The sequence below is a fragment of the Xylanimonas protaetiae genome (genome assembly GCF_004135385.1).
Taxonomy (GTDB): domain Bacteria; phylum Actinomycetota; class Actinomycetes; order Actinomycetales; family Cellulomonadaceae; genus Xylanimonas; species Xylanimonas protaetiae.
In genome coordinates, this window is the sequence record NZ_CP035493.1 from 1527282 (window position 1) to 1546909 (window position 19628).

15 protein-coding genes are annotated in these 19628 nt (G+C 72.9%); 9 read left to right on the forward strand and 6 right to left on the reverse strand.

Translation table 11 applies throughout. From position 1 onward, the window contains the following. The first annotated feature begins 17 nt into the window (after nucleotides 1-17). The 3 genes from ET471_RS06915 (at nucleotide 18) to ET471_RS06925 (ending at nucleotide 2869) form a co-directional block, all read left to right on the forward strand. Nucleotides 18-356 (forward strand): antibiotic biosynthesis monooxygenase family protein, encoded by a 339-nt coding sequence (locus tag ET471_RS06915; protein WP_129187191.1) that lies wholly within the window; start codon nucleotides 18-20, stop codon nucleotides 354-356. Between the two features lie 106 nt (nucleotides 357-462). Beyond that, nucleotides 463-1767, forward strand: a complete 1305-nt coding sequence (locus ET471_RS06920) for an aspartate kinase (RefSeq protein WP_129187192.1) — start codon at nucleotides 463-465, stop codon at nucleotides 1765-1767. A 1-nt stretch (nucleotide 1768) separates the two neighbouring features. Next, entirely contained in the window at nucleotides 1769-2869 is a 1101-nt protein-coding gene (locus ET471_RS06925; protein ID WP_129187193.1) for an aspartate-semialdehyde dehydrogenase, read from the forward strand. Between the two features lie 140 nt (nucleotides 2870-3009). On the opposite strand, the gene ET471_RS06930 is transcribed toward ET471_RS06925, so the two are convergent. From ET471_RS06930 to ET471_RS06940, 3 genes are all read right to left on the reverse strand, one after another. Further along, nucleotides 3010-3672 carry a hypothetical protein gene (locus ET471_RS06930; protein WP_129187194.1) on the reverse strand — a complete coding sequence of 221 codons (663 nt, stop codon included), beginning with the start codon at nucleotides 3670-3672 and terminating at the stop codon, nucleotides 3010-3012. A gap of 186 nt (nucleotides 3673-3858) precedes the next feature. Beyond that, complete coding sequence (locus ET471_RS06935) at nucleotides 3859-4596, reverse strand: DUF6318 family protein (RefSeq protein WP_129187195.1); 738 nt, start codon at nucleotides 4594-4596, stop codon at nucleotides 3859-3861. A 118-nt stretch (nucleotides 4597-4714) separates the two neighbouring features. Continuing rightward, complete coding sequence (locus ET471_RS06940) at nucleotides 4715-8005, reverse strand: DEAD/DEAH box helicase (RefSeq protein ID WP_129187196.1); 3291 nt, start codon at nucleotides 8003-8005, stop codon at nucleotides 4715-4717. A 198-nt stretch (nucleotides 8006-8203) separates the two neighbouring features. On the opposite strand from ET471_RS06940, the gene ET471_RS06945 reads away from it, so the two are divergent. Beyond that, nucleotides 8204-8488 (forward strand): iron-sulfur cluster biosynthesis family protein, encoded by a 285-nt coding sequence (locus tag ET471_RS06945; protein ID WP_129187197.1) that lies wholly within the window; start codon nucleotides 8204-8206, stop codon nucleotides 8486-8488. A gap of 66 nt (nucleotides 8489-8554) precedes the next feature. Here the strand turns inward: ET471_RS06945 and ET471_RS06950 are convergent, their stop codons facing one another. Then, nucleotides 8555-9055, reverse strand: coding sequence for a hypothetical protein (locus ET471_RS06950; RefSeq protein ID WP_129187198.1), 501 nt, complete (start codon nucleotides 9053-9055; stop codon nucleotides 8555-8557). Between the two features lie 219 nt (nucleotides 9056-9274). On the opposite strand from ET471_RS06950, the gene ET471_RS06955 reads away from it, so the two are divergent. The 3 genes from ET471_RS06955 (at nucleotide 9275) to ET471_RS06965 (ending at nucleotide 16013) form a co-directional block, all read left to right on the forward strand. Further along, nucleotides 9275-9577 carry a helix-turn-helix transcriptional regulator gene (locus tag ET471_RS06955; protein WP_129187199.1) on the forward strand — a complete coding sequence of 101 codons (303 nt, stop codon included), beginning with the start codon at nucleotides 9275-9277 and terminating at the stop codon, nucleotides 9575-9577. A gap of 144 nt (nucleotides 9578-9721) precedes the next feature. Further along, a complete protein-coding gene (locus ET471_RS06960) occupies nucleotides 9722-15271 on the forward strand; it encodes a vWA domain-containing protein (RefSeq protein ID WP_129187200.1) in 5550 nt (1849 codons plus the stop codon). Nucleotides 15272-15389: 118 nt separating this feature from the next. After that, nucleotides 15390-16013: a sortase family protein gene (locus tag ET471_RS06965; RefSeq protein ID WP_129187201.1), complete on the forward strand. Its 624-nt coding sequence runs from the start codon at nucleotides 15390-15392 to the stop codon at nucleotides 16011-16013. Nucleotides 16014-16033: 20 nt separating this feature from the next. Here the strand turns inward: ET471_RS06965 and ET471_RS06970 are convergent, their stop codons facing one another. Further along, a complete protein-coding gene (locus ET471_RS06970) occupies nucleotides 16034-16768 on the reverse strand; it encodes a M50 family metallopeptidase (protein ID WP_129187203.1) in 735 nt (244 codons plus the stop codon). A 119-nt stretch (nucleotides 16769-16887) separates the two neighbouring features. Between ET471_RS06970 and ET471_RS06975 the strand changes: the two genes are divergently transcribed. Both ET471_RS06975 and msrB read left to right on the forward strand, forming a co-directional pair. Next, nucleotides 16888-18621, forward strand: coding sequence for a DEAD/DEAH box helicase (locus ET471_RS06975; RefSeq protein ID WP_129187205.1), 1734 nt, complete (start codon nucleotides 16888-16890; stop codon nucleotides 18619-18621). Then, nucleotides 18618-19019, forward strand: coding sequence for a peptide-methionine (R)-S-oxide reductase MsrB (msrB, locus tag ET471_RS06980; RefSeq protein ID WP_129187206.1), 402 nt, complete (start codon nucleotides 18618-18620; stop codon nucleotides 19017-19019). Before ET471_RS06975 ends, msrB begins: the two co-directional genes overlap by 4 nt. 112 nt (nucleotides 19020-19131) lie before the next feature. Here the strand turns inward: msrB and ET471_RS06985 are convergent, their stop codons facing one another. Next, nucleotides 19132-19617: a MarR family winged helix-turn-helix transcriptional regulator gene (locus tag ET471_RS06985; RefSeq protein WP_129187208.1), complete on the reverse strand. Its 486-nt coding sequence runs from the start codon at nucleotides 19615-19617 to the stop codon at nucleotides 19132-19134. Between the last annotated feature and the right edge of the window lie 11 nt (nucleotides 19618-19628).

Consider the following 19628-nt stretch of genomic DNA (forward strand, 5'->3'; position numbering starts at 1 on the left):
CTGGCAGCCTCGGCTGCATGTCGATCGCGCGCACGCCCGAGCCGCCGTACACGGCCGTCATCTTCACGTCGCTGCGCACGCCGGGCGACCGGGGGTACGCCCGCATGTCCGAGCGCATGGTCGAGCTCGCCGCGCAGCAGCCCGGGTTCCTCGGCGTGGAGTCCGCCAGGGAGGGCCTGGGCATCACGGTCAGCTACTGGTCCGACGACGACGCCGCGGCAGCCTGGAAGCGGGTGCACGAGCACGTGGTCGCGCAGGAGCGCGGCAGGTCGACCTGGTACGAGGACTACGAGGTGCGTATCGCGACGGTGACGCGCGCGTACGGCAGGCCCCGCGCCACCGACGCGACGGGGTGAGACAGCCCGGCGGGCCGCGACGTCGGCCGCGTACCATCGTCGGGCAAGCACAAGCACCCGGCGGGCCGTTGAGAGAGACGGAGGCCGGCGACAGAAAGAGCTGAGCATGGCACTAGTCGTGCAGAAGTACGGCGGTTCCTCGGTCGCGGACGCGGCCAGCGTCAAGCGCGTGGCCAAGCGCATCGCGGAGGCGAAGCGGGCCGGGAACGACGTCGTCGTCGTCGTGAGCGCCATGGGCGACACCACGGACGAGCTGCTGGACCTGGCAGCACAGGTCACCCCGCTCCCGCCGCAGCGCGAGCTGGACATCCTCCTCACCGCCGGCGAGCGCATCTCCATGTCGCTGCTCGCGATGGCGATCAACAACCTCGGCGTGAAGGCCAAGTCCTTCACGGGCCAGCAGGCCGGCGTCATCACCGACGCCGTGTACGGCAAGGCCCGCATCGTCGACGTCGTCCCCGCACGCATCCGCGAGACGCTCGACCGGGGGCAGGTGGCGATCGTCGCCGGCTTCCAGGGCGTCAACGTCGCGTCGAACGACGTGACGACGCTGGGCCGCGGCGGGTCCGACACGACCGCCGTCGCGATCGCGGCGGGGCTGAGCGCCGACGTCTGCGAGATCTACTCCGACGTCGACGGCGTGTTCACGGCCGACCCGCGCATCGTGCCGAGCGCCCGCAAGATCGACCGCCTCACCTACGAGGAGATGCTCGAGCTGGCGGCGTCGGGCGCGAAGATCCTCGCGCTGCGCGCCGTCGAGTACGGGCGCCGCTACGGCGTGCCGATCCACGTCCGCTCGTCGTTCTCGAACGCCACCGGCACCATGGTCGCCGGTACCTACGGCGACCTCATCGACCCCAACGCACCTGCACACGGCCAGGAGGCTGACGTGGAAGCACCGATCATCTCCGGCGTCGCGCACGACCGCAGCGAGGCCAAGATCACCGTCGTCGGCGTGCCCGACGTGCCCGGCATGGCCGCCCGCATCTTCGAGGTCGTGGCCGCCGCCGGCGCGAACATCGACATGATCGTGCAGAACGTGTCGGCCGCCCACACCGGGCTGACGGACATCTCGTTCACGCTCCCCGAGGGCGACGGCCCCTCGACGCTCGCCGCGCTCAAGGGCGTGCAGGCGGAGATCAGGTACGAGTCGCTCCAGTTCGACGACCAGATCGGCAAGCTCTCGCTGGTCGGCGCCGGCATGAAGACCAACCCCGGCGTCTCGGCCCGCCTGTTCGGCGCGCTGCGCGACGCCGGCATCAACATCGAGATGATCTCGACCTCGGAGATCCGCATCTCCGTGGTGACCCGCGCCGACTCGCTGGACGAGGCCGTCAAGGCCGTCCACTCGGCGTTCGGGCTGGACTCGAACGAGGGCGAGGCCGTGGTCTACGCCGGGACGGGGCGCTGACATGGCCCAGATCAACACCGAGGGTGTGAACGTCGCCGTCGTCGGCGCGACCGGGCAGGTCGGCGCCGTCATGCGCCGCCTGCTGGAGGAGCGCGACTTCCCCGTCAAGGAGATCCGCTTCTTCGCGTCGGCCCGCTCCGCCGGGACGACGCTGCCGTTCGCCGGGTACGACGTCGTCGTCGAGGACGTCGCCCTCGCGGACGCGGACAGCCTGGCTGACGTGGATATCGCCCTGTTCTCTGCAGGTGGCGGGACCTCGAAGGAGCACGCGCCGCGGTTCGCCGAGGCGGGCGCCGTCGTCGTCGACAACTCCTCCGCGTGGCGCCGCGACCCGCAGGTGCCGCTGGTGGTCTCCGAGGTGAACCCGGACGCCATCGCCGAGGCGGAGCTCGGGATCATCGCCAACCCGAACTGCACCACCATGGCCGCCATGCCGGTGCTCAAGCCGCTGGCCGACGCCGCCGGGCTCGAGCGCCTGCGGATCACGACGTTCCAGGCCGTGTCCGGGTCGGGGCTCGCGGGTGTCTCGGAGCTCGCCGACCAGGTGCGCGCCGCCGTCTCCCAGGACTTCGAGAGGCTGACGCACGACGGGTCCGCCGTCGAGTTCCCCGCGCCGGTGAAGTACGTCGCGCCCATCGCGTTCGACGTCGTCGCGCTGGCCGGGTCGATCGTCGACGATGGCTCGAACGAGACCGACGAGGAGCAGAAGCTCCGCAACGAGTCGCGCAAGATCCTGTCGCTGCCCGACCTGGCCGTGGCCGGGACGTGCGTGCGCGTGCCCGTGTTCACGGGGCACTCGCTGTCGGTCCACGCGGAGTTCGCGAACCCGATCACGCCCGAGCAGGCGACCGCGCTGCTCGCGTCGGCCCCGGGCGTGCAGCTCGTCGACGTCCCGACGCCGCTGGCCGCCGCCGGCGTCGACCCGTCGCTGGTCGGCCGCATCCGGCAGGACCAGTCGGTGCCCGACGGCCGTGGGCTCGTGCTGTTCGTGTCGAACGACAACCTGCGCAAGGGCGCGGCGCTCAACGCGATCCAGATCGCCGAGCTCGTCGCGGCGGACATCGCGGAGCTGTCGACGCTGGAGGCCGCCGACGAGGCGTGACGACCCCTGTGACAGGTGAGCCTGCCGACGCCTCACCAAGCGGGGTTTCGGCAGGCTCACCCGTCGGGCGTCACGTCTGTCCGCGGCTGCGTCGCCGCGGACGCTCGCCAACGACTCGAGCACCGTGGGCCCTGTCGTGCTTAGCCGCCCTGTGACGTCCGCCGGCCGATCGCCGGCGCGAGCACCCACAGCGCGACCGCCGCGAGCACGTGCCACACGGCGTGCCCCGACCAGCCGGCCGCGAACCACGCGCTCGACGGGTCGCACCACGGCCAGCCCGGCCGGCTCAACGTCCCGACCACCCCGCCGACGCCGAGCAGCGCCATCGCCGTGACGGCCCGAGCCCGGATCGCCGGCCGGCGCCCCGCGCGCAGCAGCGTCACCCCGACCGCGACGACCGCGACCGCGCTCTGCGCCGCCGCCGACACCCCCGGCCACAGCGCCGCCAGGACCACGCAGGCCGCCGTCGGTGCCACCCACCACCCGTGCCGGAGCCGCCGCCCCGTGAGGTCCGCGATGCCGTCGGCGGCGACGAGGGCGAGCGCGCCCATGAGCGGCGGATCGTGCAGCACCGGGTTCCACACGGGCGCGGGCCCGTGCTGCACCACCGACCCGACCCCGTTGAGCGCGGTGAGCACGCCGAGCGCCACCTGCAGGACGCCGGCAGGCGTGTGACGCCGACGCCACGCGACGGCCAGGATCGCGACGCCGGCGACGACGAACGCGAGGCTCGACCAGGCGCTCGCGGGCTGCACCCAGAACGCGGGCCCGAGCGGCTCGCAGGATGGCGGGATCGACTGCATGGCCTCAGCCTCGCCGGGAAGCGGCCGGGTGTCCGGCCCGCTGGCGCGGCGCGCGGCCCGCGCCAGCGCCTGGGTGCTGTGACGCCGCGCAGGACGACGAGCGGCACGCAGCGATGCCGGTGCGGCGTGCGTCGCGCCCAGGTCCCGCAACTCCGCACGAGGTCGCGGGCGGCGAGGACGGTCCCGTCACCCGACCGCCTCGATGTCCACCTCGGGCACGTACTCGTAGACGATCCAGTCGCCGTCCTCGACGCCGAGGTCGATCCCCGAGATGACGTCCCCGCCTCCGTCGACGTAGGCATGGAGGTCCCCGTCGGTCGAGGTGGACGGTTCCGTGTGGACCTGGACGAGGAACGACCACCTCGCTGCCGCCACCTCCTCGGAGAGCGTCTCCAGCACGGCGGCGTCCCGCGCGCCGCCCGACCGCACGGGGTACTCGGCGGCAGCGGTGCGCGTCGCGTCGCTGACCTTCGTGCACCACCAGCAGTCGGGCGAGGACAGGGCGTCCCAGGCGGTCGTGTCGCCGGACAGGTAGATCGCGTTGCTGAGCTCGAGGAAGTACTCGGCGGTGGCGATCGCCCCCTCGCGGTCCGCCACGGCCATCGCCGCAGGGCGCGGCGGCACCACGGACGCCCCGTCGCCGGCACCGCCGGTGCGGTCGCGAGCGACGAGGTCCCGGGCACCGCCGCGTCCGGGCGACGGCTTGGCGTCGAGCGGCAGGTCGCCGCGGGACGCTGCCGACGTGTCCTCGTCCGTGGACGCGATCGGAGCAGGGGCCGCCGCGGTGGCGTGGTCCCGTGCGGCGGCGTGGTCCCGTGCGGCAGCGTCCTGGTGGTGCGCGACGGCGGCTGCCGTTCCCAGGACGGCGATCACGGCAGCGGCAGCGCCGGCCATGCCGACGTGACGACGGATGTTGAGGTTCATCAGTGGGCTCCCCCGTGGGCTGTGGCCTGGCCGGACGGCCGGGTGCCGGTCACCGTAACGAGCGCGCGGCCTGCGCGAAGGAGGCCTGTGGACAACCCCGGGACCCGGGGCGCAGCCGTCAGTGGTGCGGCGTGAACAGCGCGCGCAGGTCGTCCGCGTCGAGGCTGCGCGAGAACACGTCGTCGCCGTCGCCGAGGACCGCGCTGACCGCGGCGGCCTTGCGCTCCTTGAGCTCCATGACCTTCTCCTCGATCGTCCCGGCCGCGACCATGCGCACCACGTTCACGGGCCGGGTCTGGCCGATGCGGTGGGTGCGGTCCACGGCCTGCGCCTCGGTCGCGGGGTTCCACCACGGGTCCAGCAGGTAGACGTGGTCGGCCTCGGTGAGGTTGAGGCCGAACCCGCCCGCCTTGAGGCTGATGAGGAACAGAGGCGCGTCGCCGTCCTTGAAGCTCCGGATGACGTCGGCCCGGCGTCGTGTGGTCCCGTCGAGGTAGGCGTGCCGCAGCCCCAGCGCGTCCAGGCGGGCGGAGACGAGCGACAGGTAGCTCGTGAACTGCGAGAACACGAGCGCGCGGTGCCCCTCCGCCGCGACCTCGAGCAGCTGGTCCGCCAGCACGTCGAGCTTCGACGACGGCACGCCGTCGTACGCCTCCGGGTCGACGAGCGAGGCGTCCAGTGCCATCCGGCGCAGCGTCGTGAGCGACTTGAAGATGGCCAGGCGGTTGCCGTCGACGTCGTCGAGCATCCCCAGCACGCGCGTGCGCTCGCGCTGGAGGCGGGCGTCGTAGGCGCGGCGGTGCCCGGGCGCGAGGTCGACCGCGAGCACCTGCTCCTGCCGCTCGGGCAGCTCGGGGGCCACCTGCTCCTTGGTGCGTCGCAGCATCAGCGGGCGCACGCGCCGCCGCAGCAGGTCCGCGCGCGCCGCCGCGTGCGCGCGCACGGCGGGCGCCGCGCCCGGCCGGGCCGCGGCGGTCAGCGGCTTGACGAAGTCCTCCGCGAACCGCCGCCGCGACGGATACAGCCCGGGCGCGACGACGGCGAGCAGCGCCCACAGCTCGCCGACGTCGTTCTCCATGGGCGTGCCCGTGATCGCGAGCTTGAACGGCGCGGGCAGCGAGCGCGCGCACGCGTTGACGCGGGAGGCGTGGTTCTTGACGAACTGCGCCTCGTCGAGCACGAGGCCCGCCCACGGCAGGTCGTGGAAGGCGGTGGAGTCGAGCCGGAAGATCGCGTAGGACGTCACGACGACGTCGGCCCCCGCGACCTCGTCCGCGAGGGGCGCCGCGGCGCGCGTCGACGTCGTCGTGCGGATGACGACGCGCAGGCCCGGCGCGAACCGTGCCGCCTCGGCCGCCCAGTTGCTCACCACGGACGCCGGCGCGACGACGAGGAAGGGCGGCGCCTGCGGCGACGCGGCGCGGGCGTGCGCGACGAGCGCGAGCGTCTGGAGCGTCTTGCCGAGCCCCATGTCGTCGGCGAGGATCCCGCCCAGCCCGTGCTCGTGGCAGAACGCGAGCCACTCGAACCCCTGCTGCTGGTAGGGCCGCAGGTCCGCCCGGAGGCCGTCCGGCACCGGGCGGGTCTGCGGGCGCGCCGCAGCGCCGTCCGAGGTCAGGGCCAGCAGGCCGCCCACGGACGCCCGCCAGCGCTCCGGGACGTCGACGACGTCGGCGAGCTCGTCGAGGTCCTCCCACAGGCCCGCGTGGTACCGGTTGATGCTGGGCGCGTACGGGCGTCCGGGTCGGTCGGAGAGGCGGGACGCCTCGTCGAGCAGGTCGCGCAGCCGCTCCAGCGCGGGGTGGTCGAGCCGCAGCCACGTGCCGTCCACGAGCACGAGCCGCTTCTTGCCCGAGCCGAGGGCCTCGATGATCGAGCGCACGGGCACCTCGTGCCCCGCGACCTGGACGGACACGGCGAGGTCGAACCAGTCGGTGCGCTCGGTGTCGAGCGTCGTGAGCGCGACGGTGGGGGCGCCCGCGAGCTCGCGGTAGGCGGGCTGCTCCACGACGTCGACGCGCACGTCGGGGACGTCGCGGAGCGCGGGCAGCAGCACCTCGGCCGCGTCGAGCGCGTCGACGTCGGTGAGCGTCAGCTCGTCCCCGAGCGTCAGGTCCGCGAGCGCGTCGAGCGCCCGGACGGTCTGCGCGACGGCGTCGCGCACCTTCTGCTCGGCGACGAGGTCGCGGCTCGCGGCGTCGCGTGTCGTGGCCCGCCACGGGTACGTCACGGGGCCGGACGGCGTCGCGTACTCCCACGCGCACGCGAGCCGCAGCAGGGGCGGCCCCTCGAACGACGCCGTGACCACGAGCGTGGGCAGCGCGGGCGCGGGGAGCGCGACGGAGGCGTCGCTGCTGGTCAGCGCGATCTGCCGGGCCAGCCGCGGGTGGTAGCCGGACCAGAAGTCGGCGACGTCGGCGGCGGGCACCACGACGGGGTCCGCGTGCAGCAGCTCGATCGCGGCGAGGCTCAGCGGCGCGGGCGTGGGGCCGAGCACCAGCACGTCGTCCTCGAGGGCGAACAGGCCGCCGTCCCCGACGTTGCCGCGCACGGGAGCGGTGGTCGGGCGGCCGTCGAACGTCATCGTGGGCGTCAGGCGCAGACCGCCGGCGTCGGCCGTGAGGTCGAGGGCGGCCGCTGCGCCGCCCGCGAGACGGAGCGAGCCCTTGCCGGCCGCGACGAGCGGGACGCCGAGCTCGACGGCCCGCGCGAGGTGCGGCCACAGCACCCGGGACGTGAACCCGGCGAGGTTCTCCCACGTGCTGGAGCCGTACCGGTAGCCCGTGGGCCTGCGCATCGCGGCGAGCTCCAGGAGCCAGTCGCGCGCCACCGGCTCCCAGCGCTCGCCGTAGTACTCGTGCGGCAGCAGGTCCCAGCTCACCTCGTACCCGCCCGACCAGCCGCCCTTCGCGCCCTGCTTGACCGGGCGGACGGAGACGCCGGAGCCGGGTCTGCCGTCGAGGCGGAGCTGGAGTGCGAGCGGGGTCACGCGTGCCTCGCCCGGCGTGGTCGCGGGAGCCGTGGCGGGGAGGCGGTCGAGCGTGCGCCGCCACGCCGGGCTCGACGTCACGGCGGCCGCGGGGCCGGGAGCGTCGTCGAGACCGCCGTCCTGGCCGGCGTGGTACGCCTCGAGCAGCAGCGCGGCGACGTGCTTGCAGTCGGAGCCGACCGGGCACGTGCACGACGAGTCGTCGATCTCCAGCGTCCGTCCGGCCCGCGCGAACCACACCGACGCCCGGTACAGGGGCAGGCTCCCGCGCACCGTGCCCTCGAGCCGCAGCACCCTCGGGTCCCAGTGCAGCGACGTGACCCGGCCCTGGTCGCGGTACGCGGCGCCGCGCGCGAACGCGCCGGGGCCCACGTACCCCGCGATGGCGCCCGGCCCGGGCGGCGTGAGGGAGGGGTGCACCCGGCGATCTTGGCACGGGGGAGTGACACGGACAGCAGTGTGAGACGAGCGGCGGACCCTAGTGCGCAGGTGTGACCGGTGTCACGCGAGGTCTCGCCATTCGGGAGGTTTCGGCTCAACCGCGTCTCAGCGTTGCCATCTCGTGACCCCCTCTGCTTCGGTGGAACGGCCCGCAAGAACCAACGAGAGGAGCTCAGCGTGCTCACTGTGACCGACAACGCGCGAGCGGCAGTCGAGGACCTGGCGCAGCAGGCCGGCGTCCCCAGCGAAGGTGGTCTGCGGATCGCCCAGTCCGCCGGGGTCCCCGGCAACTTCGAGCTGGCCCTGGTGCCCGCTCCGCAGCCCGACGACCAGGTGGTCGACGAGTCGGGCGCCACGCACGTCTTCGTGGAGAAGGAGGCCGCGGACGCCCTGGACGCCCTCACTCTCGACACCGACCCCGCCGCTCAGGGCCCGGGGTTCGTCCTCACGCCGCAGGCCTGAGGGCCCGCACTCCGACGGCCGCCGCCCCTGCCGGGCGGCGGCCGTCGTCGTCGGGGGCGACCGCGCTCAGGCGGGTCCGTCGCCCGCGCGGTCCTCGGGCTCCTGGCCGCGCGCGGCGGCCCGCCGCCGGTCCGGCGCGCGCCTCGTCCTCGACGTCGCCGCGCCCGAGGTCGCGACGTCGACGACGTCGCTCGCCGGCGACGCCTGGCTGGCGGTCCCCTCGCTGCTGCACGCCCGGAGGTCGTCGTCGATCAGCACCCGGAGCAGCTCGACGACGATCTTGCGGTGCCGGGGCGACAGGTGGTCGACGTCGGGCGGGAGCTCCTTGGCGAACGGAGGCCCGGGCACGGGCTGGCCCGCGGCCGCGAAGGCCTCGTCGTCCGTGACGTGGGACAACCAGGCGATCGCGCGGATGGTCTCCGACGTCGGGCGTGACTTGTAGGTCCCCGCGGCGATCGCGTTGAGCGTGGTGTCGACGATCTTGAAGCCGTGCTCCTGTGCGCGCCTGGCGAGCTGGCGCATCGACGTCCCGGCATCTGCCTGTGCGGCCCGCGCGAGGTCCTGCAATGTCCGAACTCTCGGTTTCATGGCATTCCTCCCGGGCAACGGTCGAATCGCGCCACATCACCCTTTGACAACCTGCTCACACATCATCGCAGGTAGAGGGCCATCTTTGGAGGCATATTCCTGACAACCTGATGACAAGTGGTCCGCACCGCACTTGTGAACCCTGCATGCTCGGTCAGGACGCGTCCGGTCCCGGGCGCGAGAAACCTGGAGGGCGACATGTGGGTGAAGGACGCCGCGTTGATCCGGCGAGCGCGTGAGCAGCGCCGCTACTCGCAGCGGGACCTGGCCTTCCTCGTCCGCCGCACCCAGGCGGCGATCCACGCGGTGGAGGCCGGCAAGCTCCGCAGCATCAGCGACGACTTCGCGCTCGCGATCGCGACACGTCTCGACGTGCCGTGGGAGGTGCTCTTCAGCACCGATGCCAAGGACGGTCCCGACGGCGTCGGGATGACGGACGAGCTCCGTGCCGGCGTGTTCCCCGCAGAGGCCGAGGACGACCCGGAGGTCGCGTCGCGGTGAGCGACGTCACCCTCCGGCCCGCGGGCTCTGGCGCTGCCAGATCGATGCAGGCGGCCCACGGGTCGCGGAAGGAAGCAGACCATGACTGACCACAGGAGGCGTCGCCCACAACGCCGGCCGACAGGCTGGCGCGTGATCAGCGGCGTGACCGCACTCGCCCTCACCCTTGTCTCGGGAGGGCTTTTCGTGACGTCGGCGGCCGCCGACGACGCGGACCCGACCGCTGTCGCGGTCGAGTCCGCCGAGGTGACCGCGCCGGTGGAGCCGGCCCCTGACGACGAGGTTCGTGACGACGAAGCAGCAACGATGCCTGACGGCACGTCGGACGGCTCGTCGCCCGCCGACGACGGGGACGGGGACGGCGATGAGGACGGCAGGAGCGTCGACATGCAGGCCGGCACGTCAGCCCGCGCGCACGCTCCCCCGGCGGCGCAGGACGGCTTCGTCGAGATCGAGACGGCCCTTACCCACGCCCCGCCGGCCTACGCGCCTGCGGCTGCCGAGGCCCTGCCTGTTGCAGACCCGGTCTACGCACACATCCGCGTCGACGCCGGAGCCGACCGGACCGGGCTGAGCGCCTGGTCCACGGGTCGGCTTCCGCTCGACGAGGTCACTGGGCTGGCCGGCGTCGTGCTCCGACTTCACCGGGCGACCGGCGCGAGCGCCGCCGGCACCGTCGACGCGCCAGTCGACTACGACTGGGCACGCGCCGTCACCGACGCCAACGGCGTTGCGACGTTCCGCGTCCCTATCGTCACCGGCCTCAGCTGCACCCAGGCGGTCGGCTCGACGCTGGCAGGCTCGCAGAACTCAATCCCGGCGAACTCGACGGACCGCGCCTGCTTCGACGAGTCGGGTGCCTTCGCGAACGCGCGCTTCTGGGTCATCCAGGAGGGTTTCGAGGCTACCGACGGCGCCACCGTGGACGCCACCAACGACTGGTTCATGAACCAGACACTGCGGACTGGCGCTACCGGTCCGTCGCCGTCCGACGCTTTCCAGTACCGCTTTCTGACGGCAGCGATCTCGTCGAACCAGACCGCCGCGAACCCTCAAGCCTCGGGCGTCGACTTCATGCACCAGGAGTCCACGTCGACCGACAACCTCCGGCTGCGCTCCGGCGGCGTCTGGCAGAACTCGCGCCAGAACCCGTCGTTGCCGGCACAGTGCGGACTCAACGTCGCGCTGGTCATGGACCTGTCGTCGTCGATGACGGTGGCCGGAAGCCCGAACCAGGTTCCGCTCATGCTCGACGCGGCAGACGGCCTCGTGCAGTCGCTCGTCGGGACGCCGACGCGGATCTCGGCGTACAACTTCGGCTGGAACTCGCCGATCAGCGGAAGCCATGCGAACGTCTCGGGTGACGCGAACGGGCCCGCACGATCGATCGCCTCTCAGGTTGACGCTACCAAGTTCAAGGCCGCCTATCGCAGCTGGGCGACGCGGTCGGGGACGCACGCGACGAACTGGGACCAGGCGTTGTGGACCGTCCATCAGCAGAACGCCAAGCGTGCGGCCGCCGACACGTACGACCTCGTCGTCTTCATGACCGACGGCAACCCGACGGCGTACGGACTGCTCGGAACCTCGACCTCGACGACGAACGGCCGCGGGAGCCAGAACGCTCGGATCGACGTGGAGGCCGCGGTCTTTGCCGCCAACGCGCTCAAGGCCAGCGGCACCCGGATCCTCGCCGCCGGTGTCGGAACCGCGGTGACCGACGCCGCGTCCGTGCACAACCTCACGGCGATCTCGGGCCAGACCCAGTTCGCGGCCGGCACATCGCTCGGCGATGCCGATGTGTTCCGGTCCAACGACTGGTCGGCGCTCAGAGCAGCCCTTCGAGACTTCGCCGTGGAGTCGTGCACACCGTCGCTGTCGATCAACAAGATCGAGGTTCCGGCCGACTTCGACGCGTCGACGATCTCCTTCGACGCCGACGGCCGCCCGCTCGTCAACGGCGGGCAGCCGGGCGCTGGATGGTCGTTCTCCGCTGTCCCGGCGGACGACGCGCCGTTCAAGGTCGCAGGCAGCGGCCCGTTCGTCACCAACGCCTCCGGGTCCGTCAACATCCCGCTGGATGTCAGTCCGCAGGCGAACCAGACCGATCCGGGCAGGATCTCGATCAGCGAGGAGCTCAAGCCTGGCTGGGAGATCGTTCCGCAGGACGGCCACAACGCATCGTGCATCTACACGACGGTCGGCGCGGGCGGCTTCACCCGGATCGGCGTGATGGACACCGGCTTCGGCACGGCGAACCCGGGTGCTGACCTCAGCATGATCGGGGAGTCCATGGTGACCTGCTGGGTGGTCAACCGCGCCCCGGCGCCGCTGACGGCGAGCGCTACCGCGGTCGGCCAGTACGACACGGGTTGGTCGTGGGAACTCGACAAGAGCTCGATGGACGACGGCAAGACCGTCACGCTGGTCCCGGGTACGGCGCTTCCGGTCACGTACACCCTTGACGTCGCCGCGACGCCCACGAACGCGAACTTTACGGCGTCCGGCGAGGTGGTCGTCAGCAACCCCAACGGCGACGCGATGCCTCTCGACGGCGTCCAGGTTCTCGTCAACGGGGTTGCCGTGGAGCTGAGCGGGCCGACGCAGGTCGGAGCGGAGACGTCGGTGGCGCTGCGTTGGGAACGGACCTTCGGATCCACCGATCCGCGGCCGCTGAACGTCCTTGTGACGATCGACGGCGTCGACCAGCCGGGCACCGTCGGGACGTTCACTGGGTTGGAGCGCAACCGTACGGCCGTGCTGGCCGACGCCTTCGCGGACGCGGTTCTCGAGCGGTTCCCCCTTCTGGCCGACCACTTCGACGACATCACCCTCGACGTCGACGGCTGGCGCGACCAGGAGGGCGCGGTCACGGCGGCGGGCACGCCGACGTGGCAGTTCGTCTATGAGCGCAAGCTTGGCCCGCTGAACGCGGGCGAGACGTTCGAGTTCACGAACGTCGCAATCCTCACGCCCGAGGACGGCGACCCGATCGTCGACGAGACCACGACGACGCTCGTGACCCGCGAGGACCTCGCGGTCACCGCGGACGTCACGGTCGAGGCCCAGCGCACGTTCGACTGGAGCATCGAGAAGCTCGTCCGCCTCGCCGGTTCCAACGGCGTGTGGGGCCCGTCCGCGGGTCCGGTCGTGGCGGGCGCCGACGGCACGCGTGAGTTCGAGTACCGGCTCGTCGTGACGCCAGGACCGATCAGCGACTCGAGCTTCGTGGCGACCTTCGACGGCATCGAGGTGACGAACCCGAACCCGGTCGACGTGAAGCTCACGAGCATCACCCCGACGGTGACGATCGATGACGCCGTGTCGCAGACGTTCCAAGTGAACGAGCCCGGCCCGTGGGTCGTCCCGGCGGCGACCAAGTCCGGTGACGGGGTCACGACTGCCGGGGTCGCGACCTTCGCCGTCGAGTCCGTCGTCGTCGACGCAGACACCGTGGACGCCTTGCGCGCCGGTGACTTCCGCTTCGACGTGGAGATCGCGTGGGACGGCGGGGAGCTCGGCTCGCCGGCGTCGTCCGCGACCGCGACGGCACCGGACGACGTCGAGGTGACCTGGGAATGGTCGTTCACCAACCACGTCGTGCACGTCTTCGATGACATGACGAACCCGGACGAGCCCGTGTACTTGGGCACGGTCCATTGGATGGATGGTGTGACCAGCGTGGCAGCGGGTGTCGCGGTGGCCGAGCCTGGGTGGACCGGGTCGGGTGCTGAGCGGCATGCGGTGTTCACGTACACGCTGGATGCCGGGGTCGGGGAGCATCTGAACGTCACCTGGCTGCAGACGCCGGTGGACGGTGAGGATGCGCCGGAGTCTGAGGGTCCGCCAGCCGCGGAGGACGGTACGCCCGACACGGACAACCCGTGGGTGGACGACGCCCTCGTGGTCGTCGAGGCGGGCCTGGTTGCGGCGATCCCGGTGATCGACGGCACCAACCACGTCGACTACGACTGGGCGATCACCAAGACCGTCACGTCGGACGACGACGTTGAGACGGTTGCCGGAGAGGACGTCGAGTTCGCCTACCTGCTCACGGTCACGTCCGAGCGCCAGGTGGAGAACCTCTACGTCTCGGGTGAGGTCACCCTGACCAACCCGTCCAGCGGCGCGATCGACGTCGACAGCGTGGTTGTCATGGTCGGAGGCGTGGAGGCGACGCTTGACGGCGTCGTCACCGCGGTGCCCGCCAGAGGCCCGGACGGTGTCGGCTCGGCCCGCATCGGGTTCACGGCGACGCTCCCCGGCACCCTCGTCGACAGCGACCTGCCGCTGCCGGTCGTCGCTACCGTCGTCTCGCTCCCGGACGGCCAGCCGGCCACCGAGACCGCCGAGACCGAGCTGGGCGCCGACGACGTCGAGCGCACCGTGACCAACCAGACCGCCGAGGTCCGTGACTCCTTCCCGGAGTTCGCGGAGCAGTTCGGCGACGAGAAGGGTGAGGTATGGCTCGACGCCGCCGAGGCGGACCGCTGGGAGTTCGCGTACACGGCCAACCGCGGCGCCACCGTTCCCGACGGCGGTGCGGAGGCGTTCCCGAACGTCGCGACGGTGGTCCCGGACCTGGGCACGCCCCCGACCGACGAGTGGGAGGACGACCAGCCCGAGGGCGACCTTGAGGACACGGCAGTCGTGATCGTGCGGACACCCGTGGTCTACGACCTCGCCCTGCGCTCCTGGGTCTCCGAGCTGTACCGACCGGGCGTGGGTGTCATCAGCACCCGCTTCGAGGTTGCGGAGAGGCCGGGTGCTCCGGCGGCCCCGGTCCCGTTCGTCACCTACGACAACCCGGATGCGGACGTCCAGGTCGGCGACATCATCATCAGCACCGTGCGGGTGTTCAACCAGGGCAACCGCACCGCGCGGGTCGACCGGATGGTCAAGTACATGTACCCGGGCCTCGAGCTCACCAGCTCTGCCGCGGTGCCAGGGCACGACGACACCTTGGCCGAGTGGGAGATCGGCGACTCCGGTGACGCGTACCTGTCCTTCGACGAGGGCATCGTGCTCGCACCGGGCCAGTACCAGACGATGCACGCGTTCCAGCGTGTGACGTCCGAGCTGCAGGACGACGACACGCTGGAGGACCAGTTCGACGACGCCGGACGTCCGTTCCGTGAGGTGCGGACGTTCACCGAGATCGCGGCCTTCAGCGGCTGGGTCCACGAGGAGCCCGTCGTGACGGAGCAGGTCGTCGCACCGGTGGCGTTCGCCTTCTCGGACGGCGTCGGGATGACGTCGCGCGCCGAGGCGACCCCGCTCGCCGAGGTCCACGACGGCGTCCTGGGCTCCTGGGTGGAGTCGACGCCGGGTGGCCTCGTCGAGGACGTCGACTCGGTCCCGGGCACGGCCGACCACCGGGTCCCGTTCGACGCGGTGAGCGTGCGGTGGGTCGACATGGAGATCAACCAGTCCGTGGGCGAGCAGGACGAGGACGACCACGACGGCACGACGATCCGGGTCATGAGCGCGGTGTACGTGCCGGGCGAGACCCCGGACCCGACGCCGCCGGCTCCGGCCACCCCGGCGCCCACCCTCCCGGGTGTCAGCGCCGAGACGGGCGGCACCGCCCTCGGCGGCAACGGCTGGGTGCTCGCCGCGCTCGGCGGGCTCGGGCTGACGGCCCTGGTGAGCCTGATGGTCCTGCGTCGTCGTGAGGTCGCCTCGCGCGACTGACGCACCTGGCCCCGTCGGGGAGGTGCTCGCGGCTCGTCCGTGAGCACCTCCCCGCCGGGGCCTTTCCCGCGGCGGCCCCGTGCGCGTCGCCCGTACCGACCGATCCTGGAGGTGGCCAGTGCGTCGCGTCCTTCGCCTCGTCCTCGTGGCGGTGCTCGCGCTCTCGCTGGCCGGCGCGGGCCTCACTCTCTGGGAGCAGCACCTGCGGCCCGACGCCGCCACGACCCTGCGCGACCTCGACGGCCGGCGCGTCGAGCTCGACCTGCCCCCGGACCTTGAGGCGGCGGCCGTGGAGCCCACGGGTGGCCGCTTCGTCGCCCCGGACCACGGCCTGGACGTCCCACTGGTGTGGATGAGCGTGGACGGCTCGGTGCTCAACCCGCCCACGCTCACCGACGCGTTCGTCGTCCGCGACCCCGCCCCGGCGGCCGACGGTGCCGGCGGCCGGCCTCGGATCGTCGCCATGCACGCCGTCCGCGGCGGACGCGCCCCGGGCAACGCGTTCGCCGCAAGCTCCGGGGAGGTCCTCGCCGCGCCCGGCGATCGCCTGTACGTCGACGGCGACCTGTACGTCGTCGACACGGTCGAGGTCGTTCCCAAGGAGGCCGCGGAACGGGACGCGTCGATCTGGGGGGTGCGCGACGACGGCGACGTACGTCTCGTCGTCCTCACGTGCCTCCAGCGGCCCGGCGGACCGACGCGGGCGCCGGACAACCTCGTGCTGCACGCGTCACGGGCATAGGCCCCGCACCCGCCGACCGGTCACGGGACGACGATCCACCACGCGCCCAGCACGAGCGCGCCCAGCGTCACCAGCAGGAACACGCCCACCCAGAACAGCCCGGGCAGCCCCGTGAGCCGCGCGAGCTGGTCGGCGTCGGACTGCCGGGCCTTGCGCCGGAACCGCTGCGTCTGGAGCTCGAGCACGGGCCGCACCGACCCGACGAGCAGGAACCACGTCACCGCGTAGGCGACCGCCGACTGCACCGGCTCGCTCAGGAACCACGAGACGAGCACGAGCGCGACGCCCGCCACGAGCACCGACCACAGCCCGAACAGGTTGCGGATCTTGAGCAGCAGGAGCGCCAGCAGGGCCACGAGCAGCCACAGCAGCCCGACGGCGTAGCCCTCGCGCAGCAGCCGCGCGGCGCCCAGCCCGACGAGCCCCGGGCCCACGTACCCCGCGAACGTCGTCGCGACCATGCCGAACCCGCGCGGCCGCCCCGCCGAGATCGTCAGCCCGGACGTGTCCGAGTGCAGCCGGATCGCGTCCAGCCGCCGCCCCGTGAGGGTGGCCACGAGGGCGTGCGCGCCCTCGTGCGCGATGGTGATCACGTGCCGGGCCACGCGCCACACGGGCGTCACGACGACGACGGCGAGCGCCGCGAGGGCCATCGCCAGCACCACGGCCTGGGCGGGCGCGGGCACGGGCGTGGTGGCGGCCTGCCAGATGCGCGTGAAGACGTCGCCGACGCTGTCGAAGCTCACGGCGCACATGCAACCACGGTCCCGTGAGAAAATGGCAGCCTTGCGCGCCGTGACCACGCGGCGCCGACGTCGTGGTGACCGGTGTCCGCTCCCGGGTCTCGCGCGGCGAGAACGCCCCGAAAGGCACCATGAACTTCTCCGACCTCGGTCTGCCCACGCCTGTCGTCGCCTCCCTCGCGGAGCGCGGCATCACCTCTCCGTTCCCGATCCAGGCGGCCTCGCTGCCGGACTCCCTCGCCGGCAGGGACGTGCTCGGCCGCGGCCGCACCGGTTCCGGCAAGACGGTCGCGTTCGCGCTGCCGGTCGTCACGCGCCTGGCCGCCCCGGCGGCGGGCTCCGGACGCACGCCGCGCCGCGTGCCGCGCCGCCCGCGCGCGCTGATCCTTGCCCCGACGCGCGAGCTCGCACTCCAGATCGACGCGACGACGTCGCCGCTCGCCCAGGCCATGGGCCTGCGCACGACGACGGTGTTCGGCGGCGTCGCGCAGTCCCGTCAGGTCGCCGCGCTCGACGCCGGTGTGGACATCCTCGTCGCGTGCCCCGGCCGCCTCGAGGATCTCCTCAACCAGAAGGTGCTCACGCTCGACGGCATCGAGATCACGGTGCTCGACGAGGCCGACCACATGGCCGACCTCGGCTTCCTGCCCGGGGTCAAGCGCCTCCTGGACAAGACGCCGAAGCAGGGCCAGCGCCTGCTGTTCTCCGCGACGCTCGACAACGGCGTCGACGTGCTGGTCAAGCGCTACCTGCACCAGCCGGTGACGCACTCGGTCGACGAGGCCGCCGCGCCCCCGCCGCAGATGACGCACCACGTGCTCGCCGTCGCGGACGCCGGCGCCAAGCGCGACGTGGTGCGCCAGCTCGCCGCCGGCACGGGCCGCCGCGTGCTGTTCACGCGCACCAAGCACCAGGCCAAGAAGCTCGCCAAGCAGCTCACGCTCGACGGCGTCCCCGCCGTCGACCTGCACGGCAACCTCGGCCAGGGCGCGCGCGAGCGCAACCTCGCCGCCTTCACGTCGGGCGAGGTCAAGGTGCTGGTCGCCACCGACATCGCCGCGCGCGGCATCCACGTCGACGACGTCGAGCTCGTGGTGCACGTCGACCCGCCGGCCGAGCACAAGGCGTACCTGCACCGCTCCGGCCGCACGGCCCGCGCGGGCTCGGGCGGCGACGTCGTCACGATCATGCTGCCCGAGCAGCGCGGCGACGTAGCGGACCTGACCCGCAAGGCGAAGATCACCGCGCCGCCGCAGAAGGTCACCCCCGGCGACGCCGTGGTGACGGCCCTCGTGGGTGAGGTCGCGGCCCCCGTCGTCACGCCGGAGATCCGCGAGGCGCGCGCCCGCGCCGACGCGACGCGCGCCCAGCAGGCACGCGCCGCGGCGACGCGCGGGGAGCAGCCGGTCCGCTCGCGCAAGCCGGTCCCGGGCCAGCCCGTCGAGGAGCGCCCGCGCCGGTCGCGCGAGTCGCAGGAGGGCCAGACGCGCGGTGCCCAGCAGGGTCAGGCGCGCGGCGCGCAGCGGGGCCAGGCGCGGGACGCCCAGCAGGGTCAGGTGCGCGGCGCCCAGCCCGGCGAGGCGCGCGGCGCGCACCACGGGCAGGCGCGCGAGCCGCAGCCGCGCCGGGCCGCTGCGAGCCGGCCGGTCCGGGCCCCGCAGCAGGGGTCGCGCCCTGCGCAGCCCGCGGGGGAGACGCCGCGCGCGGCGGCGTCGTCGGCGCCGGGCGGGCAGGCCCGTCGTCGTCGGGCCGGACGCCCCCAGGGCGCCGCGGCGCCGGTCGCGGCCCCGGGCCGCGAGACGGTGCAGCGCGGCGGGAACACCCCTGCCCAGCGCGGGGTTTCCCGGGGCGGAGGTGCCAGATGAGCAACTACGAGGTCACCAAGACCGACGAGCAGTGGCAGGACGAGCTGGACCCGCAGGAGTACGCCGTCCTGCGCAAGGCGGGCACGGAGCGCGCCTGGACGGGTGAGCTCCTCGACGAGAAGCGCGTGGGCGTCTACCGGTGTCGCGCGTGCGGCAACGAGCTGTTCCGCAGCGAGACCAAGTTCGACTCCCACTGCGGCTGGCCGAGCTTCTACAGCCCGCTCGCGGGCGACCGCGTGGAGCTCCTCGAGGACCGCAGCCACGGCATGGTCCGCACCGAGGTGCGCTGCGCGCGCTGCGGCAGCCACCTGGGCCACGTGTTCGACGACGCCCCGCAGACCCCGACGGGCGACCGCTTCTGCATGAACTCGATCAGCCTGACGTTCGAGACGGCGTAGGGCGGCCACGAGCGCTTCTGATCGTCGGTTCGGGGTCTGATCGTCGCAAGCGATCGACGATCAGACCCCGAACCGACGATCAGCACGCTCGGGCCTACGCGTGGGCCCACCGTTAGGCGTACGGGTTTTCGTCTCGCCAGCGGACCCAGTCCTCCGAGTAGCGGCGCAGCAGCGTCGCCAGCTGGGCGACGTCGTCCGGGGACCAGTCCTCGAGGGCGTGGCTCAGGGCGTCGCGGCGTCCGTCGCGCGCGGCGAGGAACCGCGCCTGTCCGTCGGCGGTGAGCGTGATGAGCTGGCCGCGCGTGTCGTCCGGGTCCACCTCGCGGTGGATGAGGCCGAGCCCGGCCAGCTTGGACAGCTGGCGGGACATCGTCGCGCGCCCGACGCCGAACTGGGCCGCGAGGTCCGAGCCGCGCGTGCCCGGGTACAGGGCGATGTGCGCGAGCAGCGGGTAGGCGCTCGCGTCGAGCCCCGGGTGCACCCGCAGGGCCGTCTGCGCCGCCGTCGACGCCGCGCGGCGCACCAGGATGCGCAGCTCGAGCTCGAGAGCGCTGATGGGGTCGGTCGCGGGGTCGGGAGCCGCGGTCGCGTGCGTCATGCAGCACATCA